Genomic DNA, 14,868 nt, shown 5'->3' on the forward strand with positions numbered 1-14,868 from the left:
GGATTAGCCTTAATGAGTAACCATGATGCGCTGCTTAATACCTGCTACGGGCCGGTTAGCGCGCAGGTCATAGCGAAGGCGAAGGAGATTCGCCTGCTGATTCTGGACGTTGACGGCGTGATGTCTGACGGCCTTATTTACATGGGCAACAGCGGTGAAGAGCTAAAAGCCTTCAGCGTACGCGATGGCTATGGCATTCGCTGCGCCCTGACCTCCGGAATTGAAGTCGCTATTATTACAGGCAGGAAAGCAAAACTGCTGGAAGATCGCTGCGAAACGTTGGGCATTACCCACCTTTATCAGGGGCAATCCGACAAGCTTGTGGCGTTCCACGATCTGTTGTCAAAAGTTGCGCTGCCTCCCGATCAGGTTGCCTATATTGGCGATGACCTGATCGACTGGCCAGTCATGGAACGGGTCGGTTTAAGCGTTGCCGTTGCAGACGCCCACCCATTATTGATGCCAAAAGCAGATTACGTGACCAGAATCAGCGGTGGTCGAGGTGCAGTACGGGAAATCTGCGATCTTCTGTTGATGGCGCAAGGCAAGCTTGATGAGGCGAAAGGGCAATCCATATGAGCAAGACCAGACGTTGGATTATTTTCCTGCTTGCCATTGCGGCATTAGTGCTTATCGGCCTGAATCTGACGGAGAAGGACGAGCCCGGCGTAACCGTTAACAGCGATACGCCAACTTATCAAAGCGAATTCTCCACGACAGTCGTATACAACCCACAGGGCGCGCTGAACTATAAGCTTATTGCTCAACACGTTGAATACTTCTCGGACACGGGTATTTCATGGTTCACCAAGCCCGTCATGACCCAGTACGATGAAAATAAAATCGCCACATGGGAAATTCACGCGGATCGCGCCAAACTTACCGATGACAAAATGCTTTATTTATACGGCAACGTTGTCGTCACTGCGTTAACACCTGACTCTCAGTTACGCAGAATCACGACGGACAATGCGCAGGTGAATTTAATTACTCAGGATGTCGCTTCTGACGACCTGGTGACTTTGTACGGCACCACATTTAATTCCAGCGGCCTGAAAATGCGTGGCAACTTACGCAGCCAAACTGCACAGCTGATTGAAAAGGTTAAAACCTCCTATGAAATCCAGAATAAACAAACTCAGCCTTAAACTTGTTCTGCTTGGTTCACTTTTTGCCGTACCGCTGTCAGCCTGGGCACTGACAGGTGACACCGACCAACCTATTCATATCGAATCCGACCAGCAGTCTCTCGATATGCAGGGCAACGTCGTGACCTTCACCGGCAATGTCGTTGTGACTCAGGGCACGATCAAAATCAACGCCGATAAAGTCGTTGTGACCCGCCCAGGCGGTGAACAAGGCAAAGAGGTGATTGATGGCTATGGTAACCCTGCTACCTTCTATCAAATGCAGGACAACGGTAAGCCGGTACAAGGCCACGCGTCCACCATGCATTATGAATTGGCTAATGACTTCGTTGTGCTGACCGGCAACGCTTACCTTGAACAGCTGGACAGCAACATTACCGGCGACAAAATCACCTACCTGGTGAAAGAGCAAAAAATGCAGGCGTTTAGCGAGAAAGGCAAACGCGTGACCACCGTACTGGTACCGTCTCAGTTGCAAAACAAAAACGGCCAGCAACCGGCACCGAAAAAGAGTAACTAATTCGTTATGGCAACTTTAATTGCGAAAAATCTGGCCAAAGCCTATAAAGGCCGCCGCGTAGTCGAAGACGTCAGCCTGACCGTTAAATCGGGCGAAATTGTGGGGTTACTCGGGCCAAACGGCGCCGGTAAAACCACGACGTTTTACATGGTGGTGGGTATCGTGCCACGTGATGCGGGCAACATCATTATTGATGAAGAAGACATCAGCTTGCTGCCGCTGCATGCTCGAGCACGTCGCGGTATCGGTTATTTGCCACAGGAAGCGTCCATTTTCCGCCGCCTGAGCGTGTTTGATAACCTGATGGCGGTACTGCAGATTCGCGATGACCTGACGTCAGAGCAGCGTGACGATCGCGCTAACGAGCTGATGGAAGAGTTCCACATCTCGCACCTGCGCAACAACCTTGGGCAGTCGCTATCCGGCGGTGAACGTCGCCGCGTTGAAATCGCCCGCGCGCTGGCGGCCAACCCGAAATTCATTTTGCTGGATGAACCCTTTGCCGGGGTTGATCCTATTTCCGTCATTGATATCAAACGCATCATCGAGCACCTGCGTGACAGCGGCCTCGGCGTATTGATTACCGACCATAACGTCCGCGAAACGCTGGCCGTTTGCGAACGCGCCTACATCGTTAGTCAGGGGCACCTGATTGCCCACGGTACACCGGAAGAAATCCTTGAAGACGAGCAAGTTAAGCGAGTCTATCTGGGCGAAGAGTTCAGACTCTGATAGGGTGGGAAGTCTTACACGACTTATTTGAGGACGTTTGTTCTGAACATGAAGCAAGGTTTGCAATTACGGCTTAGCCAACAACTTGCTATGACGCCCCAGCTGCAGCAGGCTATCCGTCTGCTACAGCTCTCAACGTTAGAGCTTCAGCAAGAACTCCAGCAGGCACTGGACAGTAATCCATTGCTTGAGCAAACCGACCTACATGATGAGATCGATACTCAGGAAATGCCTGAGAGCGAAGCAATGGACACCCGTGAAGCCCTCGAGCAGAAAGAGATGCCCGATGAGCTGCCGCTGGATGCCAGTTGGGATGAAATTTATACCGCCGGTACTCCTTCAGGGACAGGAACGGACTATCTGGACGATGAGCTGCCGATCTACCAGGGTGAAACGACCCAGTCGCTACAGGACTACCTGATGTGGCAGGTCGATCTGACGCCATTTTCCGATACGGATGCCGCTATTGCGACGTCTATTGTCGATGCGGTGGATGAAACCGGGTATCTCACCGTTCCACTTGAAGACATTCTGGAAAGCCTGGGCCACGACGATGTGAGCCTTGACGAAGTGGAAGCCGTCCTCAAACGTATCCAGCGTTTTGATCCCGTCGGCGTGGCAGCACGGGACTTACGCGATTGCCTGTTAATTCAGCTTTCTCAGTACGCCAAAGAGACCCCATGGCTGGCGGAAGCCCGGCTTATCGTTAGCGATCATTTAGATCTGCTGGCAAATCACGACTTCCGGACGTTGATGCGGGTCACGCGCATCAAAGAGGACGCGCTTAAAGAGGCCATGTGCCTGATTCAGTCTCTTGATCCCCGCCCTGGCCAGTCGATCCAAACGGGTGAACCAGAGTACGTTATCCCTGATGTACTGGTGCGCAAACACCTGGCGCGCTGGGTTGTAGAGCTTAACGCAGACAGTATCCCACGCCTCAAAATCAACCAGCAATACGCAGCTATGAGCGGCAGCACGCGCAATGACAGCGACTCACAGTTTATACGCAGTAACCTGCAGGAAGCGAAATGGTTGATTAAAAGCCTGGAAAGTCGCAATGATACGTTATTACGCGTGAGCCGATGCATTGTCGAGCAGCAGCAGGCCTTCTTTGAGCACGGTGAAGAGCACATGAAACCGATGGTGCTGGCCGATATTGCTCAGGCAGTGGACATGCACGAGTCGACAATCTCGAGGGTGACCACTCAGAAATATTTGCATAGCCCACGCGGCATCTTTGAATTGAAATATTTCTTCTCCAGCCACGTCAATACCGAAGGTGGCGGTGAAGCCTCCTCCACGGCAATTCGGGCGCTGGTGAAGAAGTTAATAGCTGCGGAAAATCCCGCCAAACCGCTGAGCGACAGTAAGTTAACCTCAATGCTGTCGGATCAAGGTATTATGGTGGCGCGCCGCACAGTTGCGAAGTACCGAGAGTCTTTATCCATTCCACCGTCAAACCAGCGTAAACAGCTGGTGTGACTTCACCGATAAGGAAGACACTATGCAGCTCAACATTACGGGACAAAACGTCGAGATCACTGAAGCACTGCGTGAATTTCTGAACTCGAAGTTTGCCAAACTGGAGCAGTACTTCGAAAGAATCAACCAGGTCTATATTGTATTAAAGGTGGAAAAAGTCACCCATACAGCGGATGCTACGCTGCATGTGAACGGTGGAGAACTGCATGCCAGTGCCGAAGGCCAGGACATGTATGCGGCGATTGACGGCCTGATTGATAAACTGGCCCGACAGTTAACGAAACACAAAGATAAACTAAAACAACACTGATAATCCGGGCATCCGATGTGCATATGGCCGGCCCGCTGCTTAAGTAGCGGGCCGTTTGCACAAAAGTGCTTAGGTGAACTTATGATGAACAACGATTCCGCTCTACAACTGAGCAATGTCCTTAACCAGGAATGTACTCGCAGTGGCGTCCACTGCCAGAGTAAAAAACGCGCGCTGGAAATCATCAGCGAACTGGCAGCCAAACAGCTTGGCCTTCCGCCGCAGGTTGTTTTCGAAGCCGTGCTGACCCGTGAGCGTATGGGCAGTACCGGCATTGGCAACGGTATCGCTATTCCCCACGGCAAGCTGGAGGAAGATACGCTTCGCGCCGTCGGCGTCTTTATTCAACTGGAAACACCAATCGCTTTTGATGCCATCGACAATCAGCCGGTTGACCTGTTATTTGCGTTGCTGGTACCGGCTGACCAGACGAAAACCCACCTGCACACGCTTTCTCTGGTGGCCAAGCGTCTGGCGGATAAAACCATTTGTCGCAGGCTGCGCTCAGCCAGCAGCGACGAAGAGCTTTACCAGATAATTACTGAAACAGAAGTCGATAACGACAGCGAAAATGAATAGTTGGCGCGTTTGATGTCTCAGACAGATAAATCGGGAGAATGATTACATGGTGCTGATGATTGTCAGCGGCCGCTCAGGTTCAGGGAAGTCTGTAGCCTTGCGCGCACTGGAAGATATGGGATTCTATTGCGTGGATAACCTGCCGGTTGTCCTGTTGCCAGAGCTGGCAAAAACGCTTGCCGATCGGCAAATCTCTGCCGCCGTCAGCATCGACGTGCGCAACATGCCAGAGTCGCCAGAAATCTTCGAGCACGCGATGGACAGCCTGCCGGACGCTTTTTCTCCGCAGTTACTGTTCCTTGATGCCGATCGTAATACGCTGATTCGCCGCTACAGTGACACGCGTCGCCTTCATCCGCTTTCCAGCAAAAATCTCTCTTTGGAAAGTGCGATTGACGAAGAAAGCGATCTCCTCGAACCGCTAAAATCCCGCGCGGACCTGATCATCGACACCTCTGAAATGTCGGTACACGAACTGGCGGAGATGCTGCGTACTCGTCTGTTGGGCAAACGTGAACGCGAACTCACCATGGTGTTCGAGTCTTTCGGCTTTAAGCACGGCATACCGATTGACGCCGATTACGTGTTCGACGTGCGTTTTCTTCCAAACCCACACTGGGATCCAAAACTGCGTCCAATGACCGGCCTCGATCGCCCGGTCGCCGCCTTCCTCGACAGGCACACAGAAGTACACAATTTTATCTACCAGACCCGCAGCTATCTTGAGTTATGGTTACCGATGCTGGAAACCAACAACCGTAGCTACCTGACCGTGGCGATTGGCTGTACCGGCGGTAAACACCGTTCGGTTTATATTGCAGAGCAGCTGGCCGATTACTTCCGTTCACGCGGGAAGAACGTCCAGTCCCGTCACCGCACTCTGGAAAAACGTAAAACATGAGCGTAAAGCAGACCGTTGAAATCACCAACAAGCTGGGCATGCACGCGCGCCCGGCGATGAAACTGTTTGAGCTGGTACAAAGTTTTGACGCAGAAGTGATGCTGAGAAACGAAGCAGGCACCGAAGCTGAAGCCAGCAGCGTGATTGCCCTGCTGATGCTGGACTCCGCCAAAGGAGGCCACATCGAAATCGAGGTGACTGGCCCGGAAGAAGAGCAAGCCCTGGCGGCAGTGATTGCTCTGTTCAATGCCGGATTTGACGAAGACTAACCGCTGCGCGCGCGGATCTACCCGCGCCCTATTTTCCATACTGCGGCAACGTTACGCGCCGTCACGCAAATATTCTCGCCCGCCTTTTCCAACGCCTCCGGTAGCGTCTGAACCCGATTAAGCACCGAGAAAACGGCGTCGAGCCCGTGCTGGTGGACTACGCCGTAATCAGTCGTCATACCTCCAGCCAGCGCGATAACTGGCACCTGAAAACGCTTAGCCACTCTCGCCACGCCTATCGGCGTTTTGCCATAAATGGTCTGGCTGTCTATACGCCCTTCTCCAGTGATCACCAGATCCGCCCCCTGAACAGCCTCGGCAAGCCGCAAAGCTTCGGTGACAATTTCCACACCAGGCTGCAGGCGGGCATGAAGTAAACTAAACAAAGATGCCCCCATGCCTCCTGCCGCCCCGGCACCTGCCACGGTAATCACGTCCTTACCGCTGATGCACTCCAGCTGTTCACCATAATGCCTGAGTGCGGCATCAAGCTGCGTAACCTGTTCAGGCGTAGCGCCTTTCTGCGGCCCAAAGATCGCCGACGCACCGCGTTCACCGCACAGCGGATTATCAACATCACAGGCCACCAGAATATCGCACTGCGCCAGGCGGGCATCCAGTTGGCTAACATCTATCTCTGAAAGCCCGGCCAGGGCAGCACCGCCTGCACAAATCTCATTACCCTGCGCATCACGAAGCCTGACGCCCAGCGCCTGCATCATCCCGGCCCCGCCGTCATTGGTCGCGCTGCCGCCGATACCAATAATGATTTTACGTGCGCCGCGATCCAGCGCCGCCAGAATAAGTTCCCCCGTGCCAAAAGTGCCGGTCAGCAGCGGATTACGTTTTTCGGGCAACACCAAATGCAGCCCTGATGCGGCAGCCATTTCAATGATGGCTGTTTCACCGTCGCCCGTTATGCCAAAGAAAGCCTCGACGGGCAGCCCCAGCGGGCCAGTCACCGTTACAGGGATGATTTGCCCCTGTGTCGCGGCAACCATAGATTCAACGGTGCCTTCTCCTCCGTCGGCCATCGGCAGCTTGATATACTCCGCGTTCGGGTAAATCTCGCGAAAACCTTGCTCAATGGCCTCGGCAACTTGCATCGCGCTCAGGCTCTCTTTGAAAGAATCGGGAGCAATAACAATTTTCATGGCGACCTCATTAACCCGCTAAATTAAACACACCAAACATCAGGGTTGAAACAAAAGCGATGGCCAAACCAACGGCTGTTTCATAGGGAAGCAGTTTTAAGCGTTCATGAACCTGCATATTCACGCTGCCCCCGGTGGCATGGAAAAAGCTGCCGTGCGGCATATGGTCAAGCACCGTCGCCCCGGCATGGATCATTGCCGCTCCAGCGAGTGCAGAAATCCCCATATCGACAAGCGTTGAGCTAAACACCGCAGAAGCCACCGCCGTCCCTGCCGTTGTTGATGCGGTAGCCATTGACATCAGCGCCCCGGAAAAAGGTGCCAGAAGGTAGGAAGGCAGGCCGGAGGCCGTTAAGCCATTGATCAGTACATCCTTCAACCCGGAGTTGGCGATGATCCCAGCCAGCGTCCCGGTCCCCAGCAGCATAATCGCCACCGGAGACATACGCGCCAGTCCCGACACCATAAAATGATTTGTCTGCCGCCACTGCCCCATCACTATAGCTCCAATCAGGCCGCCTATCGGCAACGCAACCAGCGGATCAATCGCAATACCGGCAATCGGGCGAAGTGCAAGCAGGCAGATAGCCACCAGCGGTGCCGCTATTGCCGCGCCAAACGCGGGCAATGCCTTCTCTTTTTCCCCGGCAATCAGTTCACTGCTGGCGACTTTGGAGCCGCGATGCTGCAACCGCTTCGCCAGGAAATAGGCGAGTACGAGACCAAACAGACCCGGCACGACGCCAGCCATCATTAAGTCGGTGAGAGGTACGTGGAAAGCGTCAGCCGCCGCTATCGTATTAGGATTGGGGGACATAACGTTGCCGGCCTTACCACCGCCAATCATCGCCAGCAGAATAGCCATTTTCGAAATATCGGCCCGATGAGCAATCGCCAGGGCGATAGGTGACACGGTAATCACGGCGACATCAATAAATACGCCGACGGCAGTCAGCAACATGGTCGCCACTGCCAAAGCGAACAGCGCCCTTTTCTCACCCACCTTACGGACAATGGTTTCGGCAATCGTGTTGGCTGCCCCCGACTCAATCAGTACACCCGCCAGTATGCCTGCCCCGAGGATGCGCAGTACCGCATTGGTGATCCCTTGCGCCCCGGTAATCATCAACGAAAGCGTCTGCACCAAGTCAGCACCGCCAACTAACCCGCCAGCCAGAGCACCGGCAATCATGCCGTAGGCCGGAGGAACCTTGCGTAAAATAAGGACAATAGAAACAACCAACGCCACCAGGGCGCCCAGAGCCGAAACCGTGGTCATGAATCACTCCTGTTTTGATTTTTTTAGGGAGATCGAAAGGTACGGCGGGACATTACCCTGAGCGGGCAGCGAATAGCTTGAGAGAAAACACCAAAAAATGGGCGGCGAAAGAAACGCTTTTTTGTAGATTGCTACAAATCAGTCGCTGATCTGCATACCAATAAACATCTGAAGAATTGAATCTAACTTATTAATATCTAAAGACGTTATCGACTCTATTTTGCTCAGTCGATAGCGCAGTGTATTGACGTGAATATGCAGCAATTTTGTCGTTTGAGACAGATCACAATTCTGTTCAAAATAGCAGCGCAGCGTGCGGCGAAGCACGCCTTTAGGATCGGCTTCACAAAGCGTTTTCCATGCTCGTCCCATTTCCTCGGCCTGCCAGCTGCCGGAAAGTCCGTTGAGAAGCACAGGCAATAAAAGATCCTGATAGTACAAAATCGATCGGCTAATTTTTTGCCGTGAAGCCATCTCTTGCAGCGCCACGGCGCTAAGCCAGGAGCGTCGTAACGCATCGTCGCCGTCGAAACATCCCCCAACTGACAGGGTGACTTCAAAATGCGTCAGCAGCTGAGAATGAAGTTTGCGCAGCGTTTTTTTCAGCAATGCATGCCGCTCCTCGATCCGGCCCCCGCCCAGGGGTAGTAGCATCGCGATTTGTTCAAAGCCAATTGGCGCCACTAACGCCTGACTGTCATAACCGCCGAGCCGCTCCAGCAGCTCCCGCTGACGCAAAACATCCCGAGAGGGAAAATGAATCATCAGCGCAACTCTTCGCAATTCAAGATCTACACCGAGGCCGCTGGCCATCGGGCGCAGTTCTGCCAGGCTTTGCTGCCCGGAAATAATCTGCGTGGCGAGTTGCTCCCGATAACGCTTTTCCCACTGATTTTGCTCAAGCATTTCCGCCTGCTCAAGGATCAGCTCGGCCGCCATTTTCACCAGTTCGGCATAAGCCTGCACTTTCTCTGGTTCACCAGAAATACCTACGACGCCAACGATTTTCTGGCGAAAGACGATAGGCAAATTAATGCCGGGTTTAACCCCTTTCAGCCGCCGGGCAGAAGCCTCATCAATAATCACGGTCCGGTTTTCCGTCAGCGCCAGGACGGCACCTTCATGACGCTGATGCAGACGACGCGGATCGCCAGAGGCAATAATCACGCCCTGTTCGCTCATCACATTCACCGAGTGATCGATGATGTTCATGGTGCGCTGGACAATTTGCCGGGCGGTATCTTCTTTCAGGCAGGAGATAATCATAGCGTTTACCTTGTCGTGGAGGCGTCGGGAGTGCGCTGGGTGCGGCTGTGATAAAGCCGCAGCGGCTTATTTTAAATTGTGTTGCTCGAGGAATGACTCCCCGCCCAGCTGACGCATCTGTCGCAAAATCCACTGCTGGCGCTGGCGAATATAGCCTGAAGGCGCATTTGCCTTAAAACGAATCGGGTTAGGCAGGACAGCGGCGAGCAGCGCTGCTTCGGCGGGCGTCAGGCGGCTGGCTGGCTTGTTGAAGTAACGACGAGAGGCTTCTTCCACGCCGAAAACACCTTCGCCAAATTCGGCAATATTCAGATACACCGTCAGAATACGTCGCTTGCTCCACGCGGTTTCAAGCCCCACCGTGAGGCCGGCTTCCAGTCCTTTACGTAACCAGCTCCGTCCATCCCACAGGAACAAATTTTTCGCTGTCTGCTGGGAAAGCGTCGACGCGCCTCGAACCCTGTTATCGTTACGCTCGTTGTGCGCCAGAGCTTTTTCTATGGCATCAGTATCAAAGCCCCAGTGTTCAGGAAATTTTTGATCCTCAGAGGCAATCACCGCCAGCCCCATACACGGCGAAATATCATCCATGGAAACCCAGTCAGAATGGGCAACGTAACCGAAGTTGCCGCTGAACCACGCGCTGAACTGCCGCTCCACCATCACTGCGGAAAACGGCACCGGGACAAAGCGGAAAACCAGGATGCCCATGAACCAGACAGCCAAAACCGCCAGAACAGCTTTCAGCAGCCAGCGTTTAACCCACTGCCACGGCGCGAAACGCCTTTTACTCATGCACTAAGTTCCAGCACACGGGCAACCAGCTTGTCGATCCCGGCAGCGGCCTCTGCGATATTTTGCGCGAGCATGTAAGCGGGGGTGGTGACAACCTTCTGTTCTTCGTCCACCACGATATCATCCACCGGGCAAGGGACGTGCTCTGCTCCCATGGTTTCCAGTAGCTCTGCGGTATCGATGTCGGTGCCGATGGTCAGACGCACAGGCATATCCAGAATCTTTGGCAGCATCGCCGGGGCAATGCACATAAAACCGAGCGGCTTGCCCTGTTCGTGGCATTCGCGAGCCAGGCGGCGTAAATCTGCATCCACCTCACAATCTGCACCCTGCGAAGCAAAAGTGCTTAGATTTTTAGCCGCGCCAAAACCGCCGGGCACAATCAAGGCGTCAATGTTCTCAGGCAAAGCTTCACGCAACGGCTGAATATTGCCGCGAGTGATACGCGCAGCTTCCACCAGCACGTCACGAGTTTCTGCTGCAGGTTGACCGGTTAAATGATCGATCACGTCAGACTGAGGTTTATCCGGCGCGAAGCAAACGGCTTCCGCACCAGCACGAGAAATGGCCAACAGCGTTAATACGGCCTCATGAATCTCACTGCCGTCGTAAACTCCACAGCCGCTCAGCACTACGCCTATTTTTTTCATCCGTCAGTTCCTTTTCGTTCCGGGTGAATCAGTATCAGCCACGTTAATTTGATCGCTATGCTTCACATATTTTACTGATTCACGTAACAAATATTATAAGGTTTGCTATCTTATATGGCTGACAGCCCGCGAATTGCTGGTTGTGCCATTCGATAATTCAACGCTAAAAAAGGCGCAACCCTGTTTTCCCTGGTGTTGGCGCAGTATTCGCGCACCCCGGCCTGGCCGGGGTCATTTTTTTCCAGCGTCCGCAACCCACGCTTTTAATACGCTAACGTCATGTTGCCACTCTTGTTTCAGCTCTTCGATCCATTCCCCGACATTATCGGACCACGCAGGTAAGTCCGGGGACTGAATTTGCTGGGCAACCTGCTGCAAATGCCGCAAACCAACGGAGCCCGCCGCACCTTTAATTTTATGCCCCTCTTCCACCACGCCTTTGTTATCCCGCGCGGTCATATTGGAATCGAGCACCTCCAAATAACCCGGCATCATTTTTTCAAACATTGCCAGGCCATCGGTAATCAGTTTTGGCCCCACCAGTTCGATATATTGTTCGAGCATCGGAATATCGAGTAACGCTTGCTGTTTTTCACTATCGACTTTTGTCACCACTGGCTCCTTCTCCGTTATCTGTTTATCCCAGAATTTTTGGATCATCGACATCAAGGCAGGCACGGCAAGCGGCTTACTCAGCACGTCATCCATCCCGGCTTCAAGATACTCAGTCTTGTTTTTCAGCACGTTGGCCGTGAGCGCCACCAGCGGCGGCAGTTCCTCTTTGCTAAAGCGTTTATTCAGCTCGCGGGAAATATCCAGCCCGGTCATATCCGGCAACTGGATATCCAGCAGCACAAGGTCATATTCGCCCGGCATAAACATCTCCAGCGCATCTTTCCCGGTCATGGCTACATCAACGCTGTTGCCAAGCTTCTCGAGCACAGAACGCGCCACGATGACGTTAAGCTCAATATCCTCCACCAGCAGCACATGCAGAGCAGGCAACGGCATATCGTCATCTTCCAGCGTGTCTTCCACTTCCTCGGCCACGCTCGGCGCCTGAACGGTCAGCGTGAACAGCGAGCCTTCACCCGGCTTGCTGGTGACGGTAATATCCCCGCCCATGCTCTTCGCCAGACGGCGAGAAACCGCCAGTCCAATCCCCGTTCCGGTCGCAGGCTTGCCGCCGTGGCTGTCTTTAACCTGATAGTACATAGCAAAGATTTTGTCCTGCTCGTCTACCGGAATGCCAATCCCGGAGTCCTGGACCTCAAAACGCAGGCAGCTCTCTTCTTCGTAACGAACGCGTACCGTGACTAATCCCCCTTTCGGCGTGAACTTCACAGCATTGCTGATCAGATTCCAGAGGATCTGGCGCAGACGCGTCCCGTCCGTCACCACCTTGTGCGGCAGCGGCAGCGTTGGGTCCATCACAAATGACAGCCCTTTCTGCTGAGCCTGCAGGCCTGAGAGGTTTTCCAGATCGGCAAGGAAGCTGGTGAAATCCACCGGCTGGTTATCGAGCTGCACTTTGCGGCGCTCGAGCTTATCCATATCGATGATATCGTTGAAAATGTTTCCCAGCGTAATGGCGGACACGTGGATCGTTTTGAGGTAATTGGTCTGCTCGGCGGTGAGATCGGTATCCAGCAGGATACGGCTCAGGCCGACAATGCCGTTCAGCGGCGTACGCAGCTCGTGGCTGATGGTGGAGATAAAGGTGGTTTTGTCCCGGCTCGCACGTTCCAGCGCGTCCTGATAACGCTTACGCTCGGTAATATCGCGGCCAAAGCCCATCAACCCGTGACGTTTACCGACGCGGTCGTAATAAGGCACTTTACGAATTTCAAAGCAGGCTTTGCGGCCATCCGGGTAATCCAGCCACTGCTCATAGGTCAGAGACACATTATGACGAAACACTTTTTCGTCCGTTTCCAGCACTTTCTCAGCGGCTTCCGCAGAATAAACATCCTGCGGCTTGAGGTGGATAAGCTGTTTCTCGCTCTTGCCGGTCAGCAGCTCCATCGCCCGGTTGCAGCCGGAAAACTCCCGGTCTTCGTTACGGTAGAAGACCAGATCGGGCGAGGCATCAAGAAAAGACCGCAGGAAAGAGGATTGCTGCTCAAGCCGGATTTGCGTCTCTTCACGCTCCTGCATTTCAACTTTAAGCTGCTCCAGCATGGTCTGGCGCTCGGCTTCCGCTTTTACACGGTCGGCGATTTCCTGATTAAGCTGGGCGATATTGTCCTTAAGCTGCACGTTAAGAATCAGGTCGCGCTCGCGCATCTCCTCCAGCTTTTCCACCAGCTTCGACAGCCGCTGCCTGGACTCCTCAAGCTGTTCAACCACAACCGACAGGAAGTAAACCGCCCAGGGCGTAATCAACAAACCAAAGAAGATAGAGCGGACAACGTCGATACTTTCAACCTGGCCGCTCAGCAGCATGGTGACGGCCATTTGCACCACCATCGCCAACACGACCAGCGCTGAGGCCAGCAGCAGGGAGAAACGCACCAGCCCCAGCTTCACCATAAGATCAACGTAATACTGCGCCAATAACCGAATTTGCTTCATGGAACGATTCCTTCGTCTTGGATGCGCTAAATATACCGCAAAAAGGAACCGGGCTCAGGATTTACGAAAGAACTGAGAGATCCCACGGCGTACCCAGCGCTGAACCCTGCGCCCCATGCGCCAGCAAATACTTGTCAATATCCACCATCGCGGCCCAGCGGTTCTCACACCATAAAGGGGCAAGCAAGGTTGGACGCCGGGCATTAGCAGAAATGCGATGGAACACGACATCAAGTGGCGTATGGCGAATCATTTCCCCCGCGGTGACGACATACTCATCCAGCCCGATCCCCTCAAGGCGTCCGGCTCGCCAGCTTTTGGCCATAATGCTACCGTCAACGATATGCAAAGGGTGCAGCTTCAGGCCGTCCACACCGGTTTCAATCACTTTTTCCAGCGTGTCCATACATTGCTGCTGGCCTTCACCCGGTAAACCGACAATCAGATGGCTGCAAACCTTCAACCCCCTCGCCCGGGCCCGGCGGGTTGTTTCCTGATAACAGGCAAAATCGTGCCCACGGTTGATGCGGTGCAGGGTTTTGTCATTCGCCGTCTGTAACCCCAGCTCCAGCCATACCTCATAGCCCTGCGCGTGATAATCGCTTAGCAAGTCCAGCACGCTGTCGGGCACGCAGTCAGGCCGGGTACCAACGCACAGCCCCACTATGCTGCTCTGGCTCACCGCCTGCTGGTACATCGACCGCAACACCTGCACTTCAGCCCAGGTGCTGGTATAGGCCTGGAAATAGGCCAGATAACGCTGAGCGCGGTTCACCCGACTGGCCTGGTGTGCGAGCTGCTCAGCGATGGAATTGTGCTGCTGGGCTTCGTCAGCGAAAGAGGCCACATTGCAAAAAGTACAGCCGCCTCTCCCGATGGTGCCGTCGCGATTGGGGCAGCTGAAACCACCATGCAGCGTGAGTTTATGGACTTTTTGCCCATAGCGCCGAGAGAGATCGCCGCCAAACATATTGACTAATTTCTGTAACTGCATAATCTGATGGGCCGTCCCGAAAAAGGGGCCTAGCCTGCCATTTTCTTCTCGCACCGGCGATGACCTGGATCAATCGCTTCGGCGCAGCCTTACCTATTGCATGTAAAGTCAAAATAAGTGCAACTCTATTCACATTGTGCTTGATTACTTTTCCTTATGACGCTGCCCTTTATTTAAAGAATATGACGAACGGTGAAAAACAGTGTCATGCTGCA

16 protein-coding genes are annotated in these 14,868 nt (G+C 53.7%); 9 read left to right on the forward strand and 7 right to left on the reverse strand.

All coding sequences use genetic code 11. The annotated features are described in order from the left end of the window. Window positions 1–12: 12 nt before the first annotated feature. The 9 genes from kdsC (at window position 13) to npr (ending at window position 5,941) form a co-directional block, all read left to right on the forward strand. Window positions 13–579: a 3-deoxy-manno-octulosonate-8-phosphatase KdsC gene (kdsC, locus tag LH86_RS02865; protein WP_039298182.1), complete on the forward strand. Its 567-nt coding sequence runs from the start codon at window positions 13–15 to the stop codon at window positions 577–579. Beyond that, the gene (lptC, locus tag LH86_RS02870; protein ID WP_039298185.1) at window positions 576–1,148 is read left to right on the forward strand and encodes an LPS export ABC transporter periplasmic protein LptC; all 573 of its coding nucleotides are present in this window, start codon (window positions 576–578) and stop codon (window positions 1,146–1,148) included. The genes kdsC and lptC overlap by 4 nt, the downstream gene beginning before the upstream one ends. Further along, on the forward strand, window positions 1,117–1,668 hold the full coding sequence (lptA, locus tag LH86_RS02875) for a lipopolysaccharide ABC transporter substrate-binding protein LptA (protein ID WP_039298187.1): 552 nt from the start codon (window positions 1,117–1,119) through the stop codon (window positions 1,666–1,668). The genes lptC and lptA overlap by 32 nt, the downstream gene beginning before the upstream one ends. A gap of 6 nt (window positions 1,669–1,674) precedes the next feature. After that, window positions 1,675–2,400 (forward strand): LPS export ABC transporter ATP-binding protein, encoded by a 726-nt coding sequence (gene lptB / locus LH86_RS02880; protein WP_008454830.1) that lies wholly within the window; start codon window positions 1,675–1,677, stop codon window positions 2,398–2,400. 48 nt (window positions 2,401–2,448) lie between these two features. Then, window positions 2,449–3,882, forward strand: coding sequence for an RNA polymerase factor sigma-54 (gene rpoN, locus LH86_RS02885; RefSeq protein ID WP_039298191.1), 1,434 nt, complete (start codon window positions 2,449–2,451; stop codon window positions 3,880–3,882). A gap of 22 nt (window positions 3,883–3,904) precedes the next feature. Next, entirely contained in the window at window positions 3,905–4,192 is a 288-nt protein-coding gene (gene hpf / locus LH86_RS02890; protein WP_008454833.1) for a ribosome hibernation promoting factor, read from the forward strand. Window positions 4,193–4,273: 81 nt separating this feature from the next. Beyond that, window positions 4,274–4,771, forward strand: coding sequence for a PTS IIA-like nitrogen regulatory protein PtsN (gene ptsN, locus LH86_RS02895; protein WP_039298192.1), 498 nt, complete (start codon window positions 4,274–4,276; stop codon window positions 4,769–4,771). 46 nt (window positions 4,772–4,817) lie between these two features. Further along, a complete protein-coding gene (gene rapZ, locus LH86_RS02900; RefSeq protein WP_008454836.1) occupies window positions 4,818–5,672 on the forward strand; it encodes an RNase adapter RapZ in 855 nt (284 codons plus the stop codon). After that, window positions 5,669–5,941, forward strand: coding sequence for a PTS phosphocarrier protein NPr (npr, locus tag LH86_RS02905; protein WP_008454837.1), 273 nt, complete (start codon window positions 5,669–5,671; stop codon window positions 5,939–5,941). The genes rapZ and npr overlap by 4 nt, the downstream gene beginning before the upstream one ends. Window positions 5,942–5,958: 17 nt before the next feature. Here npr and LH86_RS02910 read toward each other — a convergent pair whose 3' ends face one another. The 7 genes from LH86_RS02910 to LH86_RS02940 all read right to left on the reverse strand — a co-directional run bounded on the left by LH86_RS02910 (window position 5,959) and on the right by LH86_RS02940 (window position 14,653). Further along, complete coding sequence (locus LH86_RS02910; protein WP_039298194.1) at window positions 5,959–7,095, reverse strand: glycerate kinase; 1,137 nt, start codon at window positions 7,093–7,095, stop codon at window positions 5,959–5,961. A gap of 10 nt (window positions 7,096–7,105) precedes the next feature. Then, window positions 7,106–8,374, reverse strand: coding sequence for a GntP family permease (locus LH86_RS02915; protein ID WP_039298195.1), 1,269 nt, complete (start codon window positions 8,372–8,374; stop codon window positions 7,106–7,108). Window positions 8,375–8,512: 138 nt separating this feature from the next. Next, window positions 8,513–9,640, reverse strand: a complete 1,128-nt coding sequence (locus tag LH86_RS02920; protein WP_039298196.1) for a sugar diacid recognition domain-containing protein — start codon at window positions 9,638–9,640, stop codon at window positions 8,513–8,515. A 66-nt stretch (window positions 9,641–9,706) separates the two neighbouring features. Then, the gene (gene mtgA, locus LH86_RS02925) at window positions 9,707–10,435 is read right to left on the reverse strand and encodes a monofunctional biosynthetic peptidoglycan transglycosylase (RefSeq protein ID WP_039298197.1); all 729 of its coding nucleotides are present in this window, start codon (window positions 10,433–10,435) and stop codon (window positions 9,707–9,709) included. Continuing rightward, window positions 10,432–11,085: an isoprenoid biosynthesis glyoxalase ElbB gene (gene elbB, locus LH86_RS02930; protein ID WP_039298200.1), complete on the reverse strand. Its 654-nt coding sequence runs from the start codon at window positions 11,083–11,085 to the stop codon at window positions 10,432–10,434. The genes mtgA and elbB overlap by 4 nt, the downstream gene beginning before the upstream one ends. A 231-nt stretch (window positions 11,086–11,316) precedes the next feature. After that, window positions 11,317–13,659, reverse strand: a complete 2,343-nt coding sequence (arcB, locus tag LH86_RS02935) for an aerobic respiration two-component sensor histidine kinase ArcB (protein WP_039298203.1) — start codon at window positions 13,657–13,659, stop codon at window positions 11,317–11,319. A 61-nt stretch (window positions 13,660–13,720) separates the two neighbouring features. Further along, on the reverse strand, window positions 13,721–14,653 hold the full coding sequence (locus LH86_RS02940; protein ID WP_039298206.1) for a TIGR01212 family radical SAM protein: 933 nt from the start codon (window positions 14,651–14,653) through the stop codon (window positions 13,721–13,723). Between the last annotated feature and the right edge of the window lie 215 nt (window positions 14,654–14,868).

Source organism: Cedecea neteri (genome assembly GCF_000758325.1).
GTDB lineage: Bacteria > Pseudomonadota > Gammaproteobacteria > Enterobacterales > Enterobacteriaceae > Cedecea > Cedecea neteri_B.

What these genes read in the sequence shown, in the direction of transcription:
- lptB (WP_008454830.1), top strand. Translation starts at nt 1,675, where the DNA reads ATGGCAACTTTAATTGCGAAAAATCTGGCCAAAGCCTATAAAGGCCGC.
- rapZ (WP_008454836.1), top strand. Translation starts at nt 4,818, where the DNA reads ATGGTGCTGATGATTGTCAGCGGCCGCTCAGGTTCAGGGAAGTCTGTA.
- LH86_RS02915 (WP_039298195.1), bottom strand. Translation starts at nt 8,374, where the DNA reads ATGACCACGGTTTCGGCTCTGGGCGCCCTGGTGGCGTTGGTTGTTTCT.
- kdsC (WP_039298182.1), top strand. Translation starts at nt 13, where the DNA reads ATGAGTAACCATGATGCGCTGCTTAATACCTGCTACGGGCCGGTTAGC.
- LH86_RS02940 (WP_039298206.1), bottom strand. Translation starts at nt 14,653, where the DNA reads ATGCAGTTACAGAAATTAGTCAATATGTTTGGCGGCGATCTCTCTCGG.
- ptsN (WP_039298192.1), top strand. Translation starts at nt 4,274, where the DNA reads ATGATGAACAACGATTCCGCTCTACAACTGAGCAATGTCCTTAACCAG.
- hpf (WP_008454833.1), top strand. Translation starts at nt 3,905, where the DNA reads ATGCAGCTCAACATTACGGGACAAAACGTCGAGATCACTGAAGCACTG.
- lptC (WP_039298185.1), top strand. Translation starts at nt 576, where the DNA reads ATGAGCAAGACCAGACGTTGGATTATTTTCCTGCTTGCCATTGCGGCA.
- rpoN (WP_039298191.1), top strand. Translation starts at nt 2,449, where the DNA reads ATGAAGCAAGGTTTGCAATTACGGCTTAGCCAACAACTTGCTATGACG.
- mtgA (WP_039298197.1), bottom strand. Translation starts at nt 10,435, where the DNA reads ATGAGTAAAAGGCGTTTCGCGCCGTGGCAGTGGGTTAAACGCTGGCTG.
- LH86_RS02920 (WP_039298196.1), bottom strand. Translation starts at nt 9,640, where the DNA reads ATGATTATCTCCTGCCTGAAAGAAGATACCGCCCGGCAAATTGTCCAG.
- npr (WP_008454837.1), top strand. Translation starts at nt 5,669, where the DNA reads ATGAGCGTAAAGCAGACCGTTGAAATCACCAACAAGCTGGGCATGCAC.
- lptA (WP_039298187.1), top strand. Translation starts at nt 1,117, where the DNA reads ATGAAATCCAGAATAAACAAACTCAGCCTTAAACTTGTTCTGCTTGGT.
- LH86_RS02910 (WP_039298194.1), bottom strand. Translation starts at nt 7,095, where the DNA reads ATGAAAATTGTTATTGCTCCCGATTCTTTCAAAGAGAGCCTGAGCGCG.
- arcB (WP_039298203.1), bottom strand. Translation starts at nt 13,659, where the DNA reads ATGAAGCAAATTCGGTTATTGGCGCAGTATTACGTTGATCTTATGGTG.
- elbB (WP_039298200.1), bottom strand. Translation starts at nt 11,085, where the DNA reads ATGAAAAAAATAGGCGTAGTGCTGAGCGGCTGTGGAGTTTACGACGGC.